The organism is Halomonas binhaiensis (assembly GCF_008329985.2).
Lineage (GTDB): Bacteria > Pseudomonadota > Gammaproteobacteria > Pseudomonadales > Halomonadaceae > Halomonas > Halomonas binhaiensis.
The window spans coordinates 2,653,480-2,670,189 of record NZ_CP038437.2 but is presented as its reverse complement, the minus strand read 5'-3'; the positions used below and the strand labels follow the sequence as shown (position 1 = coordinate 2,670,189).

General features: G+C 59.3%; 12 protein-coding genes. 9 read left to right on the top strand and 3 right to left on the bottom strand.

All coding sequences use genetic code 11. The features are described 5' to 3' along the window. Window positions 1-78: 78 nt before the first annotated feature. The 9 genes from E4T21_RS11745 to E4T21_RS11710 all read left to right on the top strand — a co-directional run bounded on the left by E4T21_RS11745 (window position 79) and on the right by E4T21_RS11710 (window position 12,705). Window positions 79-1,341 (top strand): peptidase, encoded by a 1,263-nt coding sequence (locus E4T21_RS11745; RefSeq protein ID WP_149285149.1) that lies wholly within the window; start codon window positions 79-81, stop codon window positions 1,339-1,341. A gap of 59 nt (window positions 1,342-1,400) precedes the next feature. Continuing rightward, entirely contained in the window at window positions 1,401-1,586 is a 186-nt protein-coding gene (locus E4T21_RS11740) for a hypothetical protein (protein WP_149285148.1), read from the top strand. Between the two features lie 45 nt (window positions 1,587-1,631). Continuing rightward, complete coding sequence (locus E4T21_RS11735) at window positions 1,632-3,224, top strand: sodium:solute symporter family protein (protein ID WP_149285147.1); 1,593 nt, start codon at window positions 1,632-1,634, stop codon at window positions 3,222-3,224. Window positions 3,225-3,260: 36 nt separating this feature from the next. Next, a complete protein-coding gene (locus E4T21_RS11730) occupies window positions 3,261-4,685 on the top strand; it encodes a sigma-54 interaction domain-containing protein (protein ID WP_240349113.1) in 1,425 nt (474 codons plus the stop codon). A 246-nt stretch (window positions 4,686-4,931) separates the two neighbouring features. Then, the gene (locus tag E4T21_RS11725; protein WP_149285146.1) at window positions 4,932-5,348 is read left to right on the top strand and encodes a hypothetical protein; all 417 of its coding nucleotides are present in this window, start codon (window positions 4,932-4,934) and stop codon (window positions 5,346-5,348) included. Then, on the top strand, window positions 5,345-5,548 hold the full coding sequence (locus E4T21_RS11720; RefSeq protein ID WP_205423383.1) for a glycine zipper 2TM domain-containing protein: 204 nt from the start codon (window positions 5,345-5,347) through the stop codon (window positions 5,546-5,548). The genes E4T21_RS11725 and E4T21_RS11720 overlap by 4 nt, the downstream gene beginning before the upstream one ends. Before the next feature lie 53 nt (window positions 5,549-5,601). Further along, on the top strand, window positions 5,602-10,650 hold the full coding sequence (locus tag E4T21_RS11715) for an alpha-2-macroglobulin family protein (RefSeq protein ID WP_149285144.1): 5,049 nt from the start codon (window positions 5,602-5,604) through the stop codon (window positions 10,648-10,650). Further along, the gene (locus E4T21_RS21450) at window positions 10,607-11,704 is read left to right on the top strand and encodes a transglycosylase domain-containing protein (protein WP_240349112.1); all 1,098 of its coding nucleotides are present in this window, start codon (window positions 10,607-10,609) and stop codon (window positions 11,702-11,704) included. Before E4T21_RS11715 ends, E4T21_RS21450 begins: the two co-directional genes overlap by 44 nt. After that, window positions 11,611-12,705 (top strand): penicillin-binding transpeptidase domain-containing protein, encoded by a 1,095-nt coding sequence (locus E4T21_RS11710; RefSeq protein ID WP_240349387.1) that lies wholly within the window; start codon window positions 11,611-11,613, stop codon window positions 12,703-12,705. The genes E4T21_RS21450 and E4T21_RS11710 overlap by 94 nt, the downstream gene beginning before the upstream one ends. 40 nt (window positions 12,706-12,745) lie before the next feature. Here E4T21_RS11710 and E4T21_RS11705 read toward each other — a convergent pair whose 3' ends face one another. The 3 genes from E4T21_RS11705 to E4T21_RS11695 all read right to left on the bottom strand — a co-directional run bounded on the left by E4T21_RS11705 (window position 12,746) and on the right by E4T21_RS11695 (window position 16,446). Continuing rightward, window positions 12,746-13,153, bottom strand: coding sequence for a VOC family protein (locus E4T21_RS11705; RefSeq protein WP_149285142.1), 408 nt, complete (start codon window positions 13,151-13,153; stop codon window positions 12,746-12,748). A 198-nt stretch (window positions 13,154-13,351) separates the two neighbouring features. Then, window positions 13,352-14,866, bottom strand: coding sequence for a Na+/H+ antiporter NhaC family protein (locus E4T21_RS11700; protein ID WP_149285141.1), 1,515 nt, complete (start codon window positions 14,864-14,866; stop codon window positions 13,352-13,354). A 203-nt stretch (window positions 14,867-15,069) separates the two neighbouring features. After that, the gene (locus tag E4T21_RS11695; RefSeq protein ID WP_149285140.1) at window positions 15,070-16,446 is read right to left on the bottom strand and encodes a glutamine synthetase family protein; all 1,377 of its coding nucleotides are present in this window, start codon (window positions 16,444-16,446) and stop codon (window positions 15,070-15,072) included. Window positions 16,447-16,710 lie beyond the last annotated feature (264 nt).

The following is a 16,710-nucleotide window of genomic DNA, read 5'->3' as shown; positions in this document are numbered from 1 at the left end:
CATCATACGTCCATCGGTTTTCGCTTCACCAACAACAGACCACTCGGGCAAAAGGCCATCAAGGCATAGTGAGGAGCCATGAATCTACACAACAGCATTCACAACGCTATTCAGGTCCGGCGTGATGAATATACCCGCCTGCTGCAGGCCTGGGTGCGCGATGTCACTCTCTCCGGTCAGGAGGCGGTTCATCAGAACAAGATTCACGAACTGTATCGCTCGCTTGGCCTGGATACGGATATGTGGGAGATCGATGTCGAGTCATTGCGCGACAACCCGTTATTCAACAGTCACCGAGAAGACTTCACCGGCAGTCCCAATATAGTGGGAATCTGGCGAGGGGAAGGCGGGGGTCGTTCACTGATCCTCAATGGACATGTCGATGTCGTGCCGGAAGGCGACCATGACCAGTGGCAATTGGCCCCCTATTCGGGCGAGGTTATTGATGGTTGCCTCTATGGCCGCGGTGTTACCGACATGAAGGGCGGCAATCTGGCGTCATACATCGCTGTGGCGACACTCAAGGAACTGGGCATACGTCTGAAGGGCGATGTGATTCTGCAGAGTGTCATCGAGGAAGAGGCTGGCGGCGCCGGTACCCTGGCCTGTCTTGAGCGCGGTTATCGAGCCGATGCAGCACTGATTCCCGAACCTACCGAGCAGAAGATCTTTCCACGCCAGCAGGGCTCTCGATGGTTTCGCCTGCGTGTTGCCGGTATCAAGGCGCATGGCGGAACACGCTATGAAGGGGTTAGTGCCCTGGAAAAATCTGTCAGCGTGATTCAGGCCATTCAGCGCCTGGAAGTCGAGCGCAATGCGGCGTTGGATGACCCCTTGTATGAAGGCGTGCCCATTCCTCTACCGATCAATATTGGTCGTATCCAGGGGGGCGATTGGCCGTCCAGCGTGCCTGACGAGATTACTCTTGAAGGTCGAATCGGCATTGGTCCCGGGGAAACAGTGGCGCAGGCCGAGGCTGAGCTCACCCAGGCCATGGCAGCTCTGGCTGATGTCGATAGCTGGTTCCTTGAGCACCCGGTGGAGATTGAATGGTTTGGGGCCTGCTGGCAGCCCGGTGGTATCGGTCTTGATAATCCGCTGGTCGAGATGCTGACCACGGCCTTCCGCGATGTGCATGGCAAGGAGCCTCAGGTGCAGGCGTCCCCCTGGGGAACGGATGGCGGGCTGATGACCCAGTACGGCATCCCGGCCCTGGTTTTTGGTCCCGGCATCACTCGTCTCGCCCACTTCCCCAATGAGCACATCCGCCTGGACGATGTCTTTGCCGTCGCCGAGATCATGGCGCTGACAATGATTCAGTGGTGCCAAGCGGTTGAATGAGTTCTGCGACCGCAGACCCCCGCCCTGAACAGACAACAACCAATGACAAGAGGTAGACCATGGACTTCAACCCACATGTGCTTCTGCTGTTCGGCAATGCCTTTCTCGTTACCGTGCTGTCGGTGGCCACTGTCGGCGTGATTCTGGTGCGTGAGTACCGCCCGACTATCCGGCGCCTGCAGCAAGCTGAGCAGGACAAGCAGGAAATGGGGGCGACTCCCGCGCCCTCGGAAACCCATACCTGATACCGCTGACAACAACCTTCTATCAATGAATGCGGGGGAAAGCACATGACGCTCTGGATATTTATTGCCGTATTGGCCGCCTATGTCGTAGTGGCGGCATCGCTTACACGATTGATCAAGAACAAGGATGACTTCTATGTCATGGGGGAGCAGGGGTCGACGCTGCTTATTGTTGGCACCCTGGCCGCGACCTTCCTCAGTGCCGTGACATTGATGGGCATTGCCGGTATTTCCTACAGCGAGGGGCCTCTGGTCATCGGTGCGCTTGGGTCCTGCGGAGCCTGGATCGGCACTTTGATCGCTGTGGTTTTCATTGGCCGAAAGCTCAAGGCCATGGAATGCCGCACGATGATGGATTTCTTCGATTACCGGTTCAACAACAAGTGGGTCAGTGTGGTGGCATTGATCCTGATGGTGGTAGGCCTGCTGGGCTACGGCATCATCCAGTTGATCGGTGCAGGCATCGTGCTGGCCGAAATCATCGATGTACCTTTCCCGGTGATCATTGTGGCTTTCACCCTGGCCCTGATGGTGTTCTGCAGTCTGTCGGGCATGTATGGCGTGGTCTACACCGACACCATGATGTTTTTCACCATGCTGGCCATTGCCTTCCTGATTGCCCCGATGCTGATCGATGATGCCGGTTTCGAGGCAATGAAGGGCCTGAGCGAGAAACTCCCCGGGTTCTGGACCCTCGGCGGTGCTGAGGAGCGCTCCCTGGGGTGGTCCATCTCTCAATTCCTGGTGTGGATTCTGTTCTTTGCTTGCACTCCGGCGCTGGTATCACGGGTGTTTCCGGCGAAGAACGACTTCGTGATCCTCAAAGTGGCGGTGATTGGCGTGTTCTTCGCTCCCGCCATGCAGTTGCTGGTATTCCTCGCCGCAGCGGCGATGCAGGTGCTGCAACCGGGTATAGAGCCAGCTGATCGTGCGATGATCGTGGGTTTCATGGAGTACACGAACCCGACACTTGCCGGTATAGGTTTGGCGGGACTGATGGCTTCGATCATGTCCACTGCCTCTACGCTATTTGTCCTGACAGGCTTTGCCCTGGCGAGGGATCTATACGAAAAGTTGTTCGACAGGCAGGTCAGTGAACGCCGCGGTGTAGTACTGGGCCGGATTTCCCAGGCGATCGTGGCACTGATCGTGTGTGCCGTGGCGATCTCACGCCCGGCAGGGATCTACTGGATCTCGATCTATGCTGGCGCCATCTTTGCCGTCGCCTGGTTGCCGACGATCGTTGCCGCACTCAAGTGGCGACGCATGAACGCCAGCGCTGCTCTGGCTTGCATGCTGGTAGGGTCGATCACCTTTATATTGGTGGGCGAGCTCCAGCGCCACAACTTGATCACATTGCCGGCAAACATCGATAACCTGATGATTGCCTTTGTTCTAGGCACGATGACTCTGATTGGCGTGGTGCTTGCCACAAAGCCTTCTGCCTATGAGCTGCAGACTTTCGATACGTTGCGTGAGCGGCGTCTGTCGGACAGCACCATCAGCAGTTTCCTGGCACGTGAAGATGGCGCAAGGCAATTGATTCGGCAGTACCGTCAGGTATGGCTGGTCATGGTGCTCTTCGTCTTGATCGCGCTGGGGCTCTGGGGCTTCCTGTTTGTCCAGCTCGGAACCTGAGCGTCTTCCTTTACAGCATCGTGGCAGCAGTCGAAGATGTGGCCTGTCCACACAACGGCTGGTGCCGCGATGCGCGATCCCGGTTTTCCCATGCATGACCAACTATTGGCCATCCTCAATGCTCTTGAGGATGGCATCTTCATTTCCGACCTGAGTGGACATCCGTTGTGGGTCAATCGTGCCAGCCTCGCGCAGCTCGACTGCAGTGAGGAGCATCTGCTTGCCAGTGACGTCTATCAACTGGAGGCGGAAGGCGTCTTTTCGCCTTCAGTGACGCGTTTCGTCATCGACGAACGGCGCCCGGTGAGTGTTGTCCATCGCTACCGTGGCAAGGACTATCTGGTGAATGGCCGACTGTTCTCGATCAATGGCGGAGAACCCGATGCCGTCCTGGTACAGACTCACAATCTGGACCAGGACATATTGACTTCGCGTTCTCCAGATACCACCCAGGCGCTGCTTGATTATGTGATGCATCAGCTCAAGCATATTCGCCAGGAACAGGTGGCGCGGACCGGGGAAACTCCACTCAGCAGTAGCCCCATCTATCGCCGCTGTCTGGAACTCATCGAGCGGGCCGCGGCCAGTGATACCACGGTATTGCTCAGTGGTGAGACGGGAGTCGGCAAGAGCTACCTGGTCAACCGCCTGCATCAGTACAGTGCGCGTTCGGAACGCCCGCTGATACATGTCAATTGTGCCGCTATTCCCGAGGCCTTGCTGGAGGCCGAACTGTTCGGGCATGAGCGTGGTGCCTTTACCGGTGCCAACCGCAATGGTCGGGTCGGGTATGTTGCGCTTGCGGAAGGTGGCACTCTGTTTCTTGATGAGATCGGTGACCTGCCCCTGACGTTGCAGCCGAAGCTGTTGCAGCTGCTTCAGGAGCGGCTCTACCATCCCTTGGGTGGCAAGCCCTGCAAGGCAGATATCCGCTTGGTCGCGGCTACCAATGCTGATCTTGAGCAGCGTGTTGCCGAAGGCCTGTTCCGCGCCGACCTTTATTACCGTTTGAACATTGTGCCGATTCGCGTGCCTCCGCTACGCGAGCGCCGTGAGGATATTCTGCCGTTGGCTCGCCATGTGCTGGCCACCATTGCTGCCAGACAGAACCGTCCGATGCACCTTGAGCATGATGCTCTGCGTGCGTTGATGCGCTACGACTGGCCAGGGAATGTGCGTGAACTGGAAAACCTCCTTGAACGCATGAGTGTGATTTGCCCCACGCCTGGTATCAGTGCCCGGGACCTGACACTCGATTTGGGAGACGATGCTGCCTCCCCACTGCTGGCCGAGACGGATCCCAGTGCACCATTGCCTGAACGTCTGGCAGACATCGAGTACCGCGCCATTCGTGAAGCACTTGATGAAAGTGGCAGTACCCGCAAGGCCGCTATGCGCCTGGGTGTCACCCAGTCCTGGTTGATGCGTAGGCTGAAGCGTTACGCAGTCGAGTGCCAGTGACGTGAATTGTTCCGAATCCTTCTCTATCCGTCCTTGGGGTCCCTGCTATAAGGCGACAGTCTTGTCGGCACCTGGAGACAGCTTGGTAAATATCGCGCAAATTCGTCCTGAATGTGTGCGAACACTGTTCGATAACGATAACATCCCGCCATTGGATAAATGACTTTCCGCAAGACCAGGCAACATCGTGTTGGCATGGCGTTTAGATGGGTGTTGCGTTGTCTGGCGGAGAGGGGAGAACCGGTTATGAACAAATCAATCGTCATTGGCTCTTCTCTGGCCGTATTCGGCTTGGGAGGCTTGGCATTCGGTGCCTGGCAGACACAGCAGGTGCAAGAGCTTCAGCAAGCGCAGGCACAGTTGTCGGAACAGATAGCGGGAAAAGTGGATGCCCAGTCGGTAGTGGACGAAGACGCCATTGCTGCCGCCAAGCAAGTGGTGGCTGCATCAATGGACCTACAGGCGGCGCAGGAAACGCAACTGACGGGCAGAACCCGGGAAGAACAGGACGCGGCAGCCGAGCAAGTGGCCAAGGCTGATGCTGTCGAGGAAGCTCGTGGTGGCCAGCCAGGGGCCGTCAGCCGGGGCTCAGGCGCCAGTATCACAGCCGACTGTATTCTCCAGAATACTGCTAATCCGACATCACGGCAGATCACCCAGTGACCAACCGTGTGCAGGCGCCACGTGAAGTCTGCAGGCAGGTTCTGGCGACCCCTCGAAGGCTCGTCCAGGACCCTTATGCCATTCTCGGTACTGCTGCCGGTGCTGTAATCGGCGGGGTGATCGGTCTGCAGATTGGTGGTGGCGGCGGCAGAAGGTCATACGCGGCCTGGCGTGATCGGTGGTGGACTGGCGGACATTGAGATGATCCCCCGTAGCATGGCTATGTTGCTGGTTCGACAGGGAAGGCCCCGACATGAAGCGATATCTTCTGGTGGTTCTGTGCTGGCTTGTTACCACGGCTCCGGGCCTGGCTCAGCAGTCGGAGCAGGGGCCGCTACCGGAACGGCGCATTGAATACCAACGCGATATCGACTTCGCTGGCCATGACATTCGTTCGATCTTTGAGACGGATCTGGGCTACTGCGCCAATGCCTGCCGGGAAGATGAGGACTGTCAGGCGTTCACTTTCAACCTCCGTGCCGGTGCCTGTTTTCTGAAGTCGGATGTCACGGAAACACCTGCTTTCAAGGGCGCCCTGTCCGGGACGCTGGAAGAGACGCCGTCCGAGTTGCTGGACAATGCTCGTCAGCAGCGTGAAGTGGCCTTCATCCGAGACGACGAATGGCAAAGGGCGGGCCGGCTCTATCGTCATCTGGAACGCCATGTGCGTCTTTCATCGCGGCCAGATCTGCGCCAGGCCATTCTGGGAAATGATGTCGATGCCTGGTTGTCGTTGCAGCACTTTGCCGCGGATGGCGGCTCTTCACGTCCTGACTTTTTGCGCTCCTGGGCCTATGACGAGATGGCCTTCCTGGCCAATGCCTGGGTGCGTGCCGTGAATAGTGAAGACAAGGTGACAGCGCTCGAAGCCATTACCACCGAGCTGGAGAAGTCGCCCGAGCGAGGGCCGGCCATTCTGGCCGCTCATCGTCTGCTGGCGAAATTCAGCGGTGACGAACAACGCCTGCATCAGGCACAGATCACCTATGGTCCCCGGGTTCTCGAAAGTCAGGCGGAAGCCGATAGCGTTTCGCCGCGTTTTTGCGCCGAATACTCCGAGCCACTGCGTGAGGATGGCTTTCTCTATGGCGATTATGTGCGGGTCAAAGGCGTCACGGTGGATGTGACCGCCGAAGGCCAGCGCCTGTGCATTGCCGGGCTGGAGCATGGTCGCGACTATCACATCACCTTGCGCAAGGGCCTGCCAGCAGCGTCTGGCGAGAGGACGGCGCGCACCGAGACATTCGATATCCTCATGCCGGATCGCCCGCCGAGTGTGCGTTTCAGTGGGCGTGGCTATGTGCTGCCGTTTTCTCAGGCCAAGTCCATCCCGATCACCGCGGTCAACGTGGACAAGGTCGAACTGCGTATTTTCCACCTGCCTCAGCGAGGCCGTCCGGCGCTACTGACGGCAAGTAGTACCGATGGTACGGATTTCAACTTCGTCAACCTGCGTGAGGCAGGCTTTGATCTGAGTGACCGTGGCGTGGCGGGCACACCAGCGCCGGATACCGTCAATCTCTTTGCCACAACCGAGCGAGGCATCTACCGACCCGGTGACAGTGTGTATATCACTGCCTTGATGCGGGACCTGGAAAGTCGTGCCATGGAAAAGCTGCCGCTGACCGTGATCGTCCAGCGCCCCGACGGCAAGGAAGCGTCACGCCATACTCTGGAGGATCAGGGCGCCGGCGGCCGGGTGTTGTCTCTTCCGCTTCCAACCGATGCCATGCGTGGTCTGTGGAAGTTGCGTTTCCATGTGGATCCACAAGCGGACATGCTGGGCGAGGTCGGCTTTCTGGTCGAAGATTTTGTGCCCGAGAGAATCGATTTCACCCTGAAAAGCGATGAGGCACTGGTCGCCAGCAAGGTGCCGCCACGGGTTGCTGTGGCGGCCCACTATCTATACGGCGCTGTAGGTGCCAATCTGCCGATTTCCGGCACAGTCGTGCGTCGGCCGGCGACAGGACTGGCGCAATATCCCGGCTTCCATTTCGGTATGCCGGCGACAGAAGATCAGGCGACTTCCGCAGTATTGCCAGGAGGCTTGACCACCGATGAAGCGGGCAAGGCCATGGTCAGTCTGCCGCTACCCCCTTCGGCAAGTGTTGGACAACCTGAAGAGCTGGCCCTGGCGATGCGCTTGCGTGAAGGATCGGGCAGGCCGGTAGAACGTCGCCTGACCTTGCCCATGGCGCTGGAGAGTCCCGTGATTGGCCTCAAGCCTCTCTTCGAGCGTATGGCTGCCGAGAATAGTGATGCTCACTTTGACGTCATTGCCCTGGATAACGACCGACAGCGCATGAAACTGGGGCCGGTGGAATGGACGCTGTCGAGAATCGAGCACGACTACCAGTGGTACCGCGTCAACGGCGAATGGGGATATTCCCCGGTCGAGCGCCGCACAAGAGCGGCCACGGGTTCCCTGGAGGTAGCGGCCGATGCCAAGACAACTCTGTCCGCTCCGGTGACATGGGGGGAATATGAACTGGAGTTGCGCACCACTGGCGATGATGCTCCAGTGCTTACCCGCCACACCTTCTGGGCTGGCTATTACGGCGGAGCAGGGACGCCTGACACGCCTGAACGGCTGGATACCGGTGTCGATCAGGCCAACTATCGCCATGGCGATGAGGTGAAGCTGCGCTTCGATGCCCGGACACCAGGGATTGCCTTCGTGCGCGTATTCAACGGGCAGCTGGTTGAACGGCGGCGTTTCGAGGTGGTGCAAGGTACCAATGAACTGGCCCTTAAGGTCAGTAAGAAATGGGGCACGGGAGCTTACCTGGTCACTTCCCTGGTGACGCCCTCGAGCGAGTCCGATGGGCGCAACCCTCGCCGCGCCATTGGTGTCAACTGGGTCAGTGTCGATACTGCCCAGCGCACCCTGGATCTGTCCTTGCAGCCACAGGCGCCTTTGCGCCCTCGCCAGAATGGCACATTGCGGTTGAGCGTGGATTCTGCCCCGGCGGGCGAGACAATCTATGCCACGGTAGCGATGGTGGATCTCGGCATTCTCAATCTGACCGGATACAAGGCGCCACAGCCTGAGCAGCATTTCTTCGGCCAGCGTCGTTTCGCCTTCGACATGCGTGATCTCTATGGCCGCTTGATCGATGACATTCCCGGTGCGCTGGCGACGCTGCGTGAAGGGGGCGATAGCAATGCTCCTGCGCAGGCGCCTGGGCCGAAACGCGAGGAATACGTGACACTGTTTTCTGGCCTGGTGACGCTGGACGACAATGGCGAGGCGGATATCGATCTGCCGCTGCCGGCCTTCAATGGCACGGTGCGTGCCATGGCACAGGCTTGGTCGCAAAGTGCCTTGGGCAGTCACAGCGAAGACCTGATCGTACGTGATCCCATTGTGGCCACGGGGCATGCGCCGAGCTTCCTGGCCCCGGGGGACAACACACGACTGAGGCTGGAGCTGGCCCATGCCGAAGGCCCTGTGGGCAAGGTCGGCGTCGAGATCGCCACCAAGGGACCAGTGGCGCTTGCCGGGACCAACACGGCGGAAGTCGAGCTGGATGAGCAGGAGAGAACCACCCTGGAGTTTGACATTCAGGCCAGCGAGTCCGGGACCGACAGCGGTCAGCAAGGCGAGCTGGGTATTCAGGTAACCACACCGGCAGGACAGCAGCTTGCCCAGCAATTGCCAATTGCGGTAAAGCGCAATGACCTGCCGATCCAGCGGCGCCATGTCGGACAGCTTGGCAAGGGGGATGTCCTGCAGCTGCCGGATAGTCTGACGTCGGGAATGGCCGCCGATGCAACACTCAGCATCAGCTTTGGACCCTTGGCCCACTTCAATCTGGCCGGGCTTGCTCATGCACTGGAAACGGAGCCCCGCAGCTGTACCGAACAGATCGTTTCGTCGATCGAGCCACTGCTGTCGGCACGCCGTTGGTTGAGCAGCGAAAGCCAGGAACTGGCCGACGACAGACTGGCGCAGGGCGTGGAGCGCGTGCTGTCGCGTCAGGCTGCCAGCGGCGCCTTTGGCCTGTGGGCACCGGGCAGTCAGGATTTCTGGCTCGACGCCTACACCACGGAGTTTCTGTTGCGTGTCCGCGAGGCAGGGGCGGATGTGCCGGAGCGTGTTCTTTCCAGTGCCCTGCGCAATCTGCAGAACAAGGTCAATGGTGCCAGCGGCTCGCGTGAAAGTCTCAGTGCCGCGGCTTACGCCCTTTATGTTCTGTCCCAGGCCGGGGAGGTTCGTGCCAGTGATGTGCGTTACTTTGCCGATGCTTATTCCCGCGCGGATGTTGCCCGTGGCCACGGTGGACTCGATGCCGCTTATCTTGGTGCCGCGCTCCATGCCGTGGGTGATCCGCAGCGTGCGAACCAGCTGTTCCGAGCGGCCTTCGACGAGCTCTCGCTGGGCCATGATTATCATGCCTATTCCCGTAGCGGTGATATCTATGCCAGCCGCGGACGAGACCTGATGATAGCCCATCGGTTGGCCCTGGCATCCGGTTTTGATGTGGATGATGTGGCGGGTGTGGACATGGACAGTGTGGATACCGCCATGTCATCGGCGGGCGATGGTAACACCCAGGAACGCGCCAGTGCATTGCGTCTTGCGGCAACGCTGCTGGAAGGAGAGGCAACACCCGCATACACAGAGCAGATGAGCCTGGCGCAATATCTGGCATCGCCACCACACAACCCGCTCGACAAGGTGACGCCGGTAGCCGTGACCCTGAATGGCGTGCCCACCGGCAAGGTGGAGCGGCAGAGTTCAGGTGTCGAGATAAGCCGTCACTATTACAGCTTCGAAGGGGAACCGGTGGATGTGGCGGATGTCACCCTCAATGACAAGCTGGTCGTGGTATTGAAGGTCACGCCACTGGGCATGTCACAGGGCCAGTTGGCCATCGAGGATCCGCTACCGGCGGGCTTCCAGATTGATAATCCCAGTGTCCTGGCATCGGGAGATACCCGAGCGCTGGAGTGGTTCCCCGGCGGGATGGATCCAACCTATGCAGAATTCGGCAGTGAGCGCTTTTTTGCTGCCGTGACGCTGGACGAGCGCAAGCCTTTCCAATTGGCCTATGTGGTGCGTGCCATCCAGCCTGGCAGCTTCCATCATCCCGCTGCACATGTTCAGGACATGTATGTACCACGCTTCCATGCCAATACCGCTGATGGGCGCGTCGTGATCAGCGGCAGCCACTCTGAACGATCGGAGGGTACCGGAACTGGGAATGTCGGTACTGAAGGGGAAGGGGCCGGTACTGCGGAAGATGGCCCTGAGGATGGCCCTGAAGATAGCACTGAGGGTGCCGAGGGTGATCGCTAGGTACCGTCGCAAGGGCCTCAAGCGTATCAGCGGCCGATGTCTCGCGCTGGTGTCGCTTGCCTTGCTGGTCGTTCTGGCCGGGCTATGGATGGCCTTCGAGCGCTGGGTCGAGACGGCACCAGATCCGCTGGCAGCCTGGGAGTATTCTCCCGTGGTGCGGGATCGTCATGGCCAGCCGTTGAGCCTGTTTCTGTCAGCGGATGGCTATTGGCGTCAGCAGACCCACCTGAGCGAAGTCGATCCTACTTACCTGGCCATGTTGCTGGCCTATGAGGACAAACGTTTCTATTCCCATCATGGGGTAGACTGGCTGGCGCTGGTTCGGGCAACCGGGCAGGCCTTGTGGCATAGAGATATCGTTTCCGGGGGCTCGACATTGACCATGCAGGTCGTGAGACTGCTCCAGCGTCAACCAACGCGAACCATGGACGCCAAGCTCGCCCAGATCCGAGCCGCCCTGGCCCTGGAGCGCAAGCTGGACAAGGACGCCATTCTCGAGCTCTATCTCAACCTGGCGCCGATGGGCGGTAATCTCGAAGGCGTGGCCACCGCCAGCCGTGGCTATTTCGGCAAAGGGCCCGGATTCTTGTCGGCCGCCGAAGCCGCCTTGCTGGTCGCGATTCCCCAATCTCCCGTGGCGCGTCAGCCTCATCGGCATCCGGAGCAGGCTCGCGCCGCCCGGGAAAGAGTCCTGGAGCGCAGCCTGTCGGATGGTTTGCTGTCGGCAGAAGTGGTGGTGGAGGCCAATGCCGAACCGATACCAGAGCAACTGGTGCCCATGCCTCATCTATCCTGGCACCTGGCCTCAGTGGCCTGGCCAGGCATCCGGTCGGCACACTGGATGCTGGACTTCAAAGGCGCCTGGAGCTGGCGCTGCGTCGCTGGCTTGGGCAACAGGTGGCGGATGTCGGTGTGGCGATGGTCGTGGTCGATTATCACACCGGTGAAGTACGAGCGCGTATCGGCGCCCCCGACCCTTTCGATGAACAGCACGTGGGCTTTGTCGACATGGCCGTGGCCAAGCGTTCTCCCGGTTCGACACTCAAGCCCTTGATCTACGCCCTGGGCTTCGATGAGGGGCTGATACATCCCGAGACACTGATCAACGATGCCCCGCAGGACTTTGATGGCTGGTCCCCCTCCAACTTCGATGGTCGTTTTCGGGGACCGGTGAGCGTACGCCGCGCCTTGCAGGAGTCATTGAACCTGCCTGCCGTGGCGGTGCTGGATGCCATCAGTCCGGCTCGGTTGTTGGGCAGCATGCGACGTAGTGGTGCCCAGCCCATATTACCGGGCGGCAATACGGCGGGGCTGGCCATTGGCCTGGGTGGCCTGGGGGTAACGCTGCAGGACATGGCGATGGTGTATGCGATGATTGCCAACGACGGTCAGGTCGTGCCCTTGACGGTATTGCCTGATTCGGACGCTGTTCCGCAACGGGTGATCAGTGCCCGGGCTAGCTGGTACCTGGCGGATATCCTGCGCCAGACACCTCGCGGTGGCCTGGGAGCCAGTGACAAGGTGGCCTTCAAGACCGGAACTTCCTACGGCTATCGTGACGCCTGGGCCATCGGTTTTGATGGCCAGCATGTCATCGCCGTGCTGGTCGGGCGGCCCGACAACGGCAGCATGCCGGGGGCACTGGGAGCGTATAGTGCTGCGCCATTGCTGTTTGCCGGTTTTGATATCGTCGGTGTGGTTCCGCCACGGCGGACGCCGCCGAAGGATGCCCTGATTGCCTCCAGCGGGGATCTGCCGAAGGCATTGAGGACATTTGCTGCGGGCACAGGCGGTGAAATGACGCCGCCCATACGCATTCTCGCCCCCCGCGATGGCGCGGAAGTCTTTGGTGTCGCAGACAGCAGCATGCCTTTGTTCGTGCACCTTCAGGGCGGAACGCCACCTTTTCGCTGGCTGATCAACAACCGGCCAATGGACGCAGATCCGCTGCGTCGAGAAGCCGCCTTCGACACCATGGGTGGCGGCTTTCACCGCATTACGGTGCTAGATGCGGCAGGGCACTCGGCCAACGCCACCGTGCGCCTGATGCCTTGATCATGCTCTTGAAGGCCTGCTTGCTTTCCTTCCTTCTCGTTCACTCTCCGCCCATGGCAGTGGGGTCCATCCAGACAGCTTCCCAGATATGGCCATCGGGATCTGTCAGGCTGCGGTTGTACATGAAGCCGAGATCCTGAATGGCATTGATGTCTGCCGTGCCTCCAAGACGTGCGGCAGTCTCGATCATGGCATCGACGGCATCGCGATCGTCACAGGTCAGGGCCAGCATCACTTCGCTGGAGGTGGCAGGCGGGATGGGGCGATCGGTGAAGCTGCGCCATTTATCGTGGGTCAGCAACATGACGTAAATGGCGTCGCTGCACACCATGCAGGCCGCAGTGTCATCGGTGAATTGCGGATTGTTCTCGAAGCCCAGTTCGCTATAGAACGCTTTCGAAGCATCAAGATCGGTGACTGGCAGGTTGACGAAGATCATGCGGGACATACGGTGACTCCACATACGCAAGGGGGAAATCCCCAGTATGGTTCCTGTGCGCGGATTGCGCCGATGCTGGAGATAAAAAAATCCCTCTGCACGATGTGCAGAGGGAGAAAAGGGAGATGCAAGGGATAATACGAGAGACGCTGGAAAGGCGGCGCTATGGTGTGTGAATCCTAGGTGTACAGGCCAGAGTTGTGTGCTTCAGACCAGCCAGTAACCGAGGCCAACAAAGCCCAGCGTCGTCACCAAAGCACCGATCAAGGTGTAGGGCAACTGGGTCAGGGCATGCTGCATGGGAAGCACGCCACTGCCCTGAGATGACAGCACTGAAGAATCGGAAAAGAAGCAGGCGTGGCTACCGAAGCTCGAGGCAGACAGCAGTGCGCCAACGACCAAAGGCATGGGAGCACCCATGTGGATGGCCATTGGCACCACGATCGGAATCGAGATCACGAACACGCCCCAGGAAGAGCCGGTAGCAAAGACCACGACGGCCATGCTGACGAAAATGATCGCCGGCAGCAGGGCAGGCGTGATGTAGGGAGCCAGGGCATCGATCATGAATTGGGTCATGCCGAGCTGGTCGTTGACCTCACGCAGGACGAACCCCACGGCGACAATGGCCAGCGGCAGCATCATGGTGCGGAAACCGTCCATGATGGCGTCCATCAGCGTGGCAAAGGTGGCCAGGCGCTGAATCAGGTACAACACGATGGTGAACAGTGTTGCCGTGATGACACCCTTGAGCAGATCGATCTCGAAGTAGGCACTGGCACCGATCAGTACGGCCATGGGGGCGACGAAGTTGAGCACGCCAATCCAGGGGCTGGTGTGTCGGGTCTGATCATCGGCATCAGCCATGCCGGCATCCGGTGCTCCATCGGGAATCGGCTGGCCAGCGCGAGCACGGGCTTCGGCGGCTTTCATCGGGCCCAGGTCCGGCATCATGCCCATGGCAACCAGGAAGACCAGGCCCATGGCGACCCAGCCATAAAGCATGAACGGAATCGACTGGATGTACAGCGCCATGCCGGAGCCATCCGTTGCGCCGTTGGTTTCCAGCAGCTCGGCGAAATACACCGCCCAGGTGGAAAGGGGCACCAGCACGCAGATTGGAGCGGCGGTGGAGTCGACGATGTAGGCCAGCTTTTCCCGGGATACGCCGAAACGGTCGGTGAGACGTTTCATGGCGGCCGAGGTGGCCAGGGCGTTGAGGTAGTCATCGATGAAGATCAATACACCGAGAACCGCGGTGCTGAGCAGCGACTGACGACGCGTTTTCACCAGGCGTGCCATGAAGTGGCTGAAGCTCAAGGTGCAGCCGGACTTTTCCAGCATGGCGATGAATCCGCCCATGAGGCCACACACCAGAATCAGCCAGGCGATGGTCTCATCCATCATCACCGTCATGGAAATATCGGCCAGTTCACCGATGTAGTCGCTGGGCTGGAGCAGAATCAAACCTGCCAGGGAGCCGATGGCCAAGGCTTCCAAGGTGCGATGAGTGGCAATTGCCACCACCAGCACGATCAGCGACGGCACCAGGCTGATCCAGCCAAATTCAGTGCCGGCATCGTGATACAGCGTCAAGCCAACAACAATGGCGGCCAGGGAGAAGACCAGTGCCATGGTGCGCCCCGTACCGCGCCGCTCCGGGAGAGAGGGCGCGAAAGGATGAGGCGTGGACGTGGCATTCGGGGATGTTGTGTTTGTCATGATATGTCCCGCATTCATTCGTGTTGATCAAGGAAATGCTGAATAATCAACGATGTCGTGTTTCCTTAGACGTGATGCGAAAAGTCGCCGAGCGACGATCAGGCAAGGCGGCATCGATCGAAAAGCGGAGTTTACGAGGTGTAAATGAGCACTTTGAGATCGATGCCAACGCCGCATGAACAAGCGCAGGCACTTTTCCGGGCTTAGACGTGGCGCAAATACCAGTCATACTCCAACCGGCTGACTTCACGCATGGCCTGGCTGCGCTCGGCTCGTCGATTGGCCAGGAAGACCTTGAGGAAATCCTTCCCAAGGGCTTCACCCAAGGGCTCGCTGGTTTCAAGCAGATTCAGGGCCTGGGACCAGCTATTGGTCAGGGTGGCGTCGAACTGGGTGTAGGCGTTGCCGGTGACCGGCTCACCTGGGGCCAGTTGCTGGCGAATGCCGTATTCCACTGAAGCCAGCAGCGTGGCAAGCAACAGGTAAGGGTTGGCATCGGCTCCTGCAACACGGTGCTCTACGCGGCGGGCCGCATTGAGACCCGACGGAATGCGCAGTGCTACCGAGCGGTTGTCATAGCCCCAGGTCGGTGTCATGGGCACATAAAGGCCGGGCTGGAAGCGGCGGAAGGAGTTCATGTTGGGCGCGAACAGGGCCATGGAATCTGCCATCAGCGCTTTCAGGCCGCCGATGGCGTGCCGCAGGGTGGCCGTGCCCAGCGGATTCTCGTCGGCCGCGGCAAACACATTGTTCCCCTCGCCATCCAGCAGGCTCATGTGCACGTGCATGCCATTGCCGGCTTCAGCGCCATAAGGCTTGGCCATGAAGGTGGCTTCGAAGCCATGGCGCAGGGCGACGCCCTTGATCAAGCGCTTGAGCATGGTCGCGCTGTCACAGGCCTTGAGCACGTCATCGCCATGCAGCAGGTTGATCTCGAACTGACCTGGCGCGCACTCCTTGAGCGCAGTATCCAGCGGCAGTTGCTGAATGGCAGCGCAGGCCTGGATCTCTTCCAGGAAATCGGCGTATTCGTCCAGTTCGGAGATGGAATAAAGCTGGCTTTCGGTGGCACGTTCGCCAGTAGCCGGAGAGCGCGGCGGCAGGGGCAGGCCGCGTTCATCACGCTGGCGGTCGACCAGATAGAATTCGAGTTCAAGGGCGACCATGGCGGTGAGCCCCATGTCGGCAAGACGCCGTACCTGACGCGCCAGGACATTGCGCGGGTCGGCGAAGAAAGGGCCGTCCTGTTCATCGCGCATGCTCATCATCAGCTGGGCCTGGCGGCCATTGCGCAACCAGGGCGTCTGCATCAGCGTGCCAGGAATCGGGCGGCAGACCTGGTCACGGTCGCCACAATCCAGACCAAGCCCGGTTTCTTCTATGGTGTTGCCGGTAATGTCCAGGGCGAACACGGACCCGGGCAGGTTGATACCGTTGACGTAGGCCTTTTCAAGGTTTTCACGAGGGATACGTTTGCCGCGCAGAACGCCATTGAGGTCGCTGACCAGCAGGTCGATACTGTCGATATCAGGATGGCGTGCCAGGAAGTCACGAGCCTCGTCGACGGGTAAGGAGGACATGGTGTCACCTGTGATGATTTTATTAGGTTGTCACTAGTGTTTCGTTTTCCGGCTTTTGTTGTCAAATTATTTACACTATGACGAAAGTTGAATCATCTGTCGCTTTTTATGTTTTTTCTATGTTTATCAGTCATTAAAAGCGTTGTTTGGCGAGTTTTTCACGCCTGACGAGAGGGCAGGTTGGCAAGAAAACACAACCAAGGTATGTTGAGAAAACCATAACGCGATATCATCGTCGGCATATTCGCCCCTATTCCGTGTTTT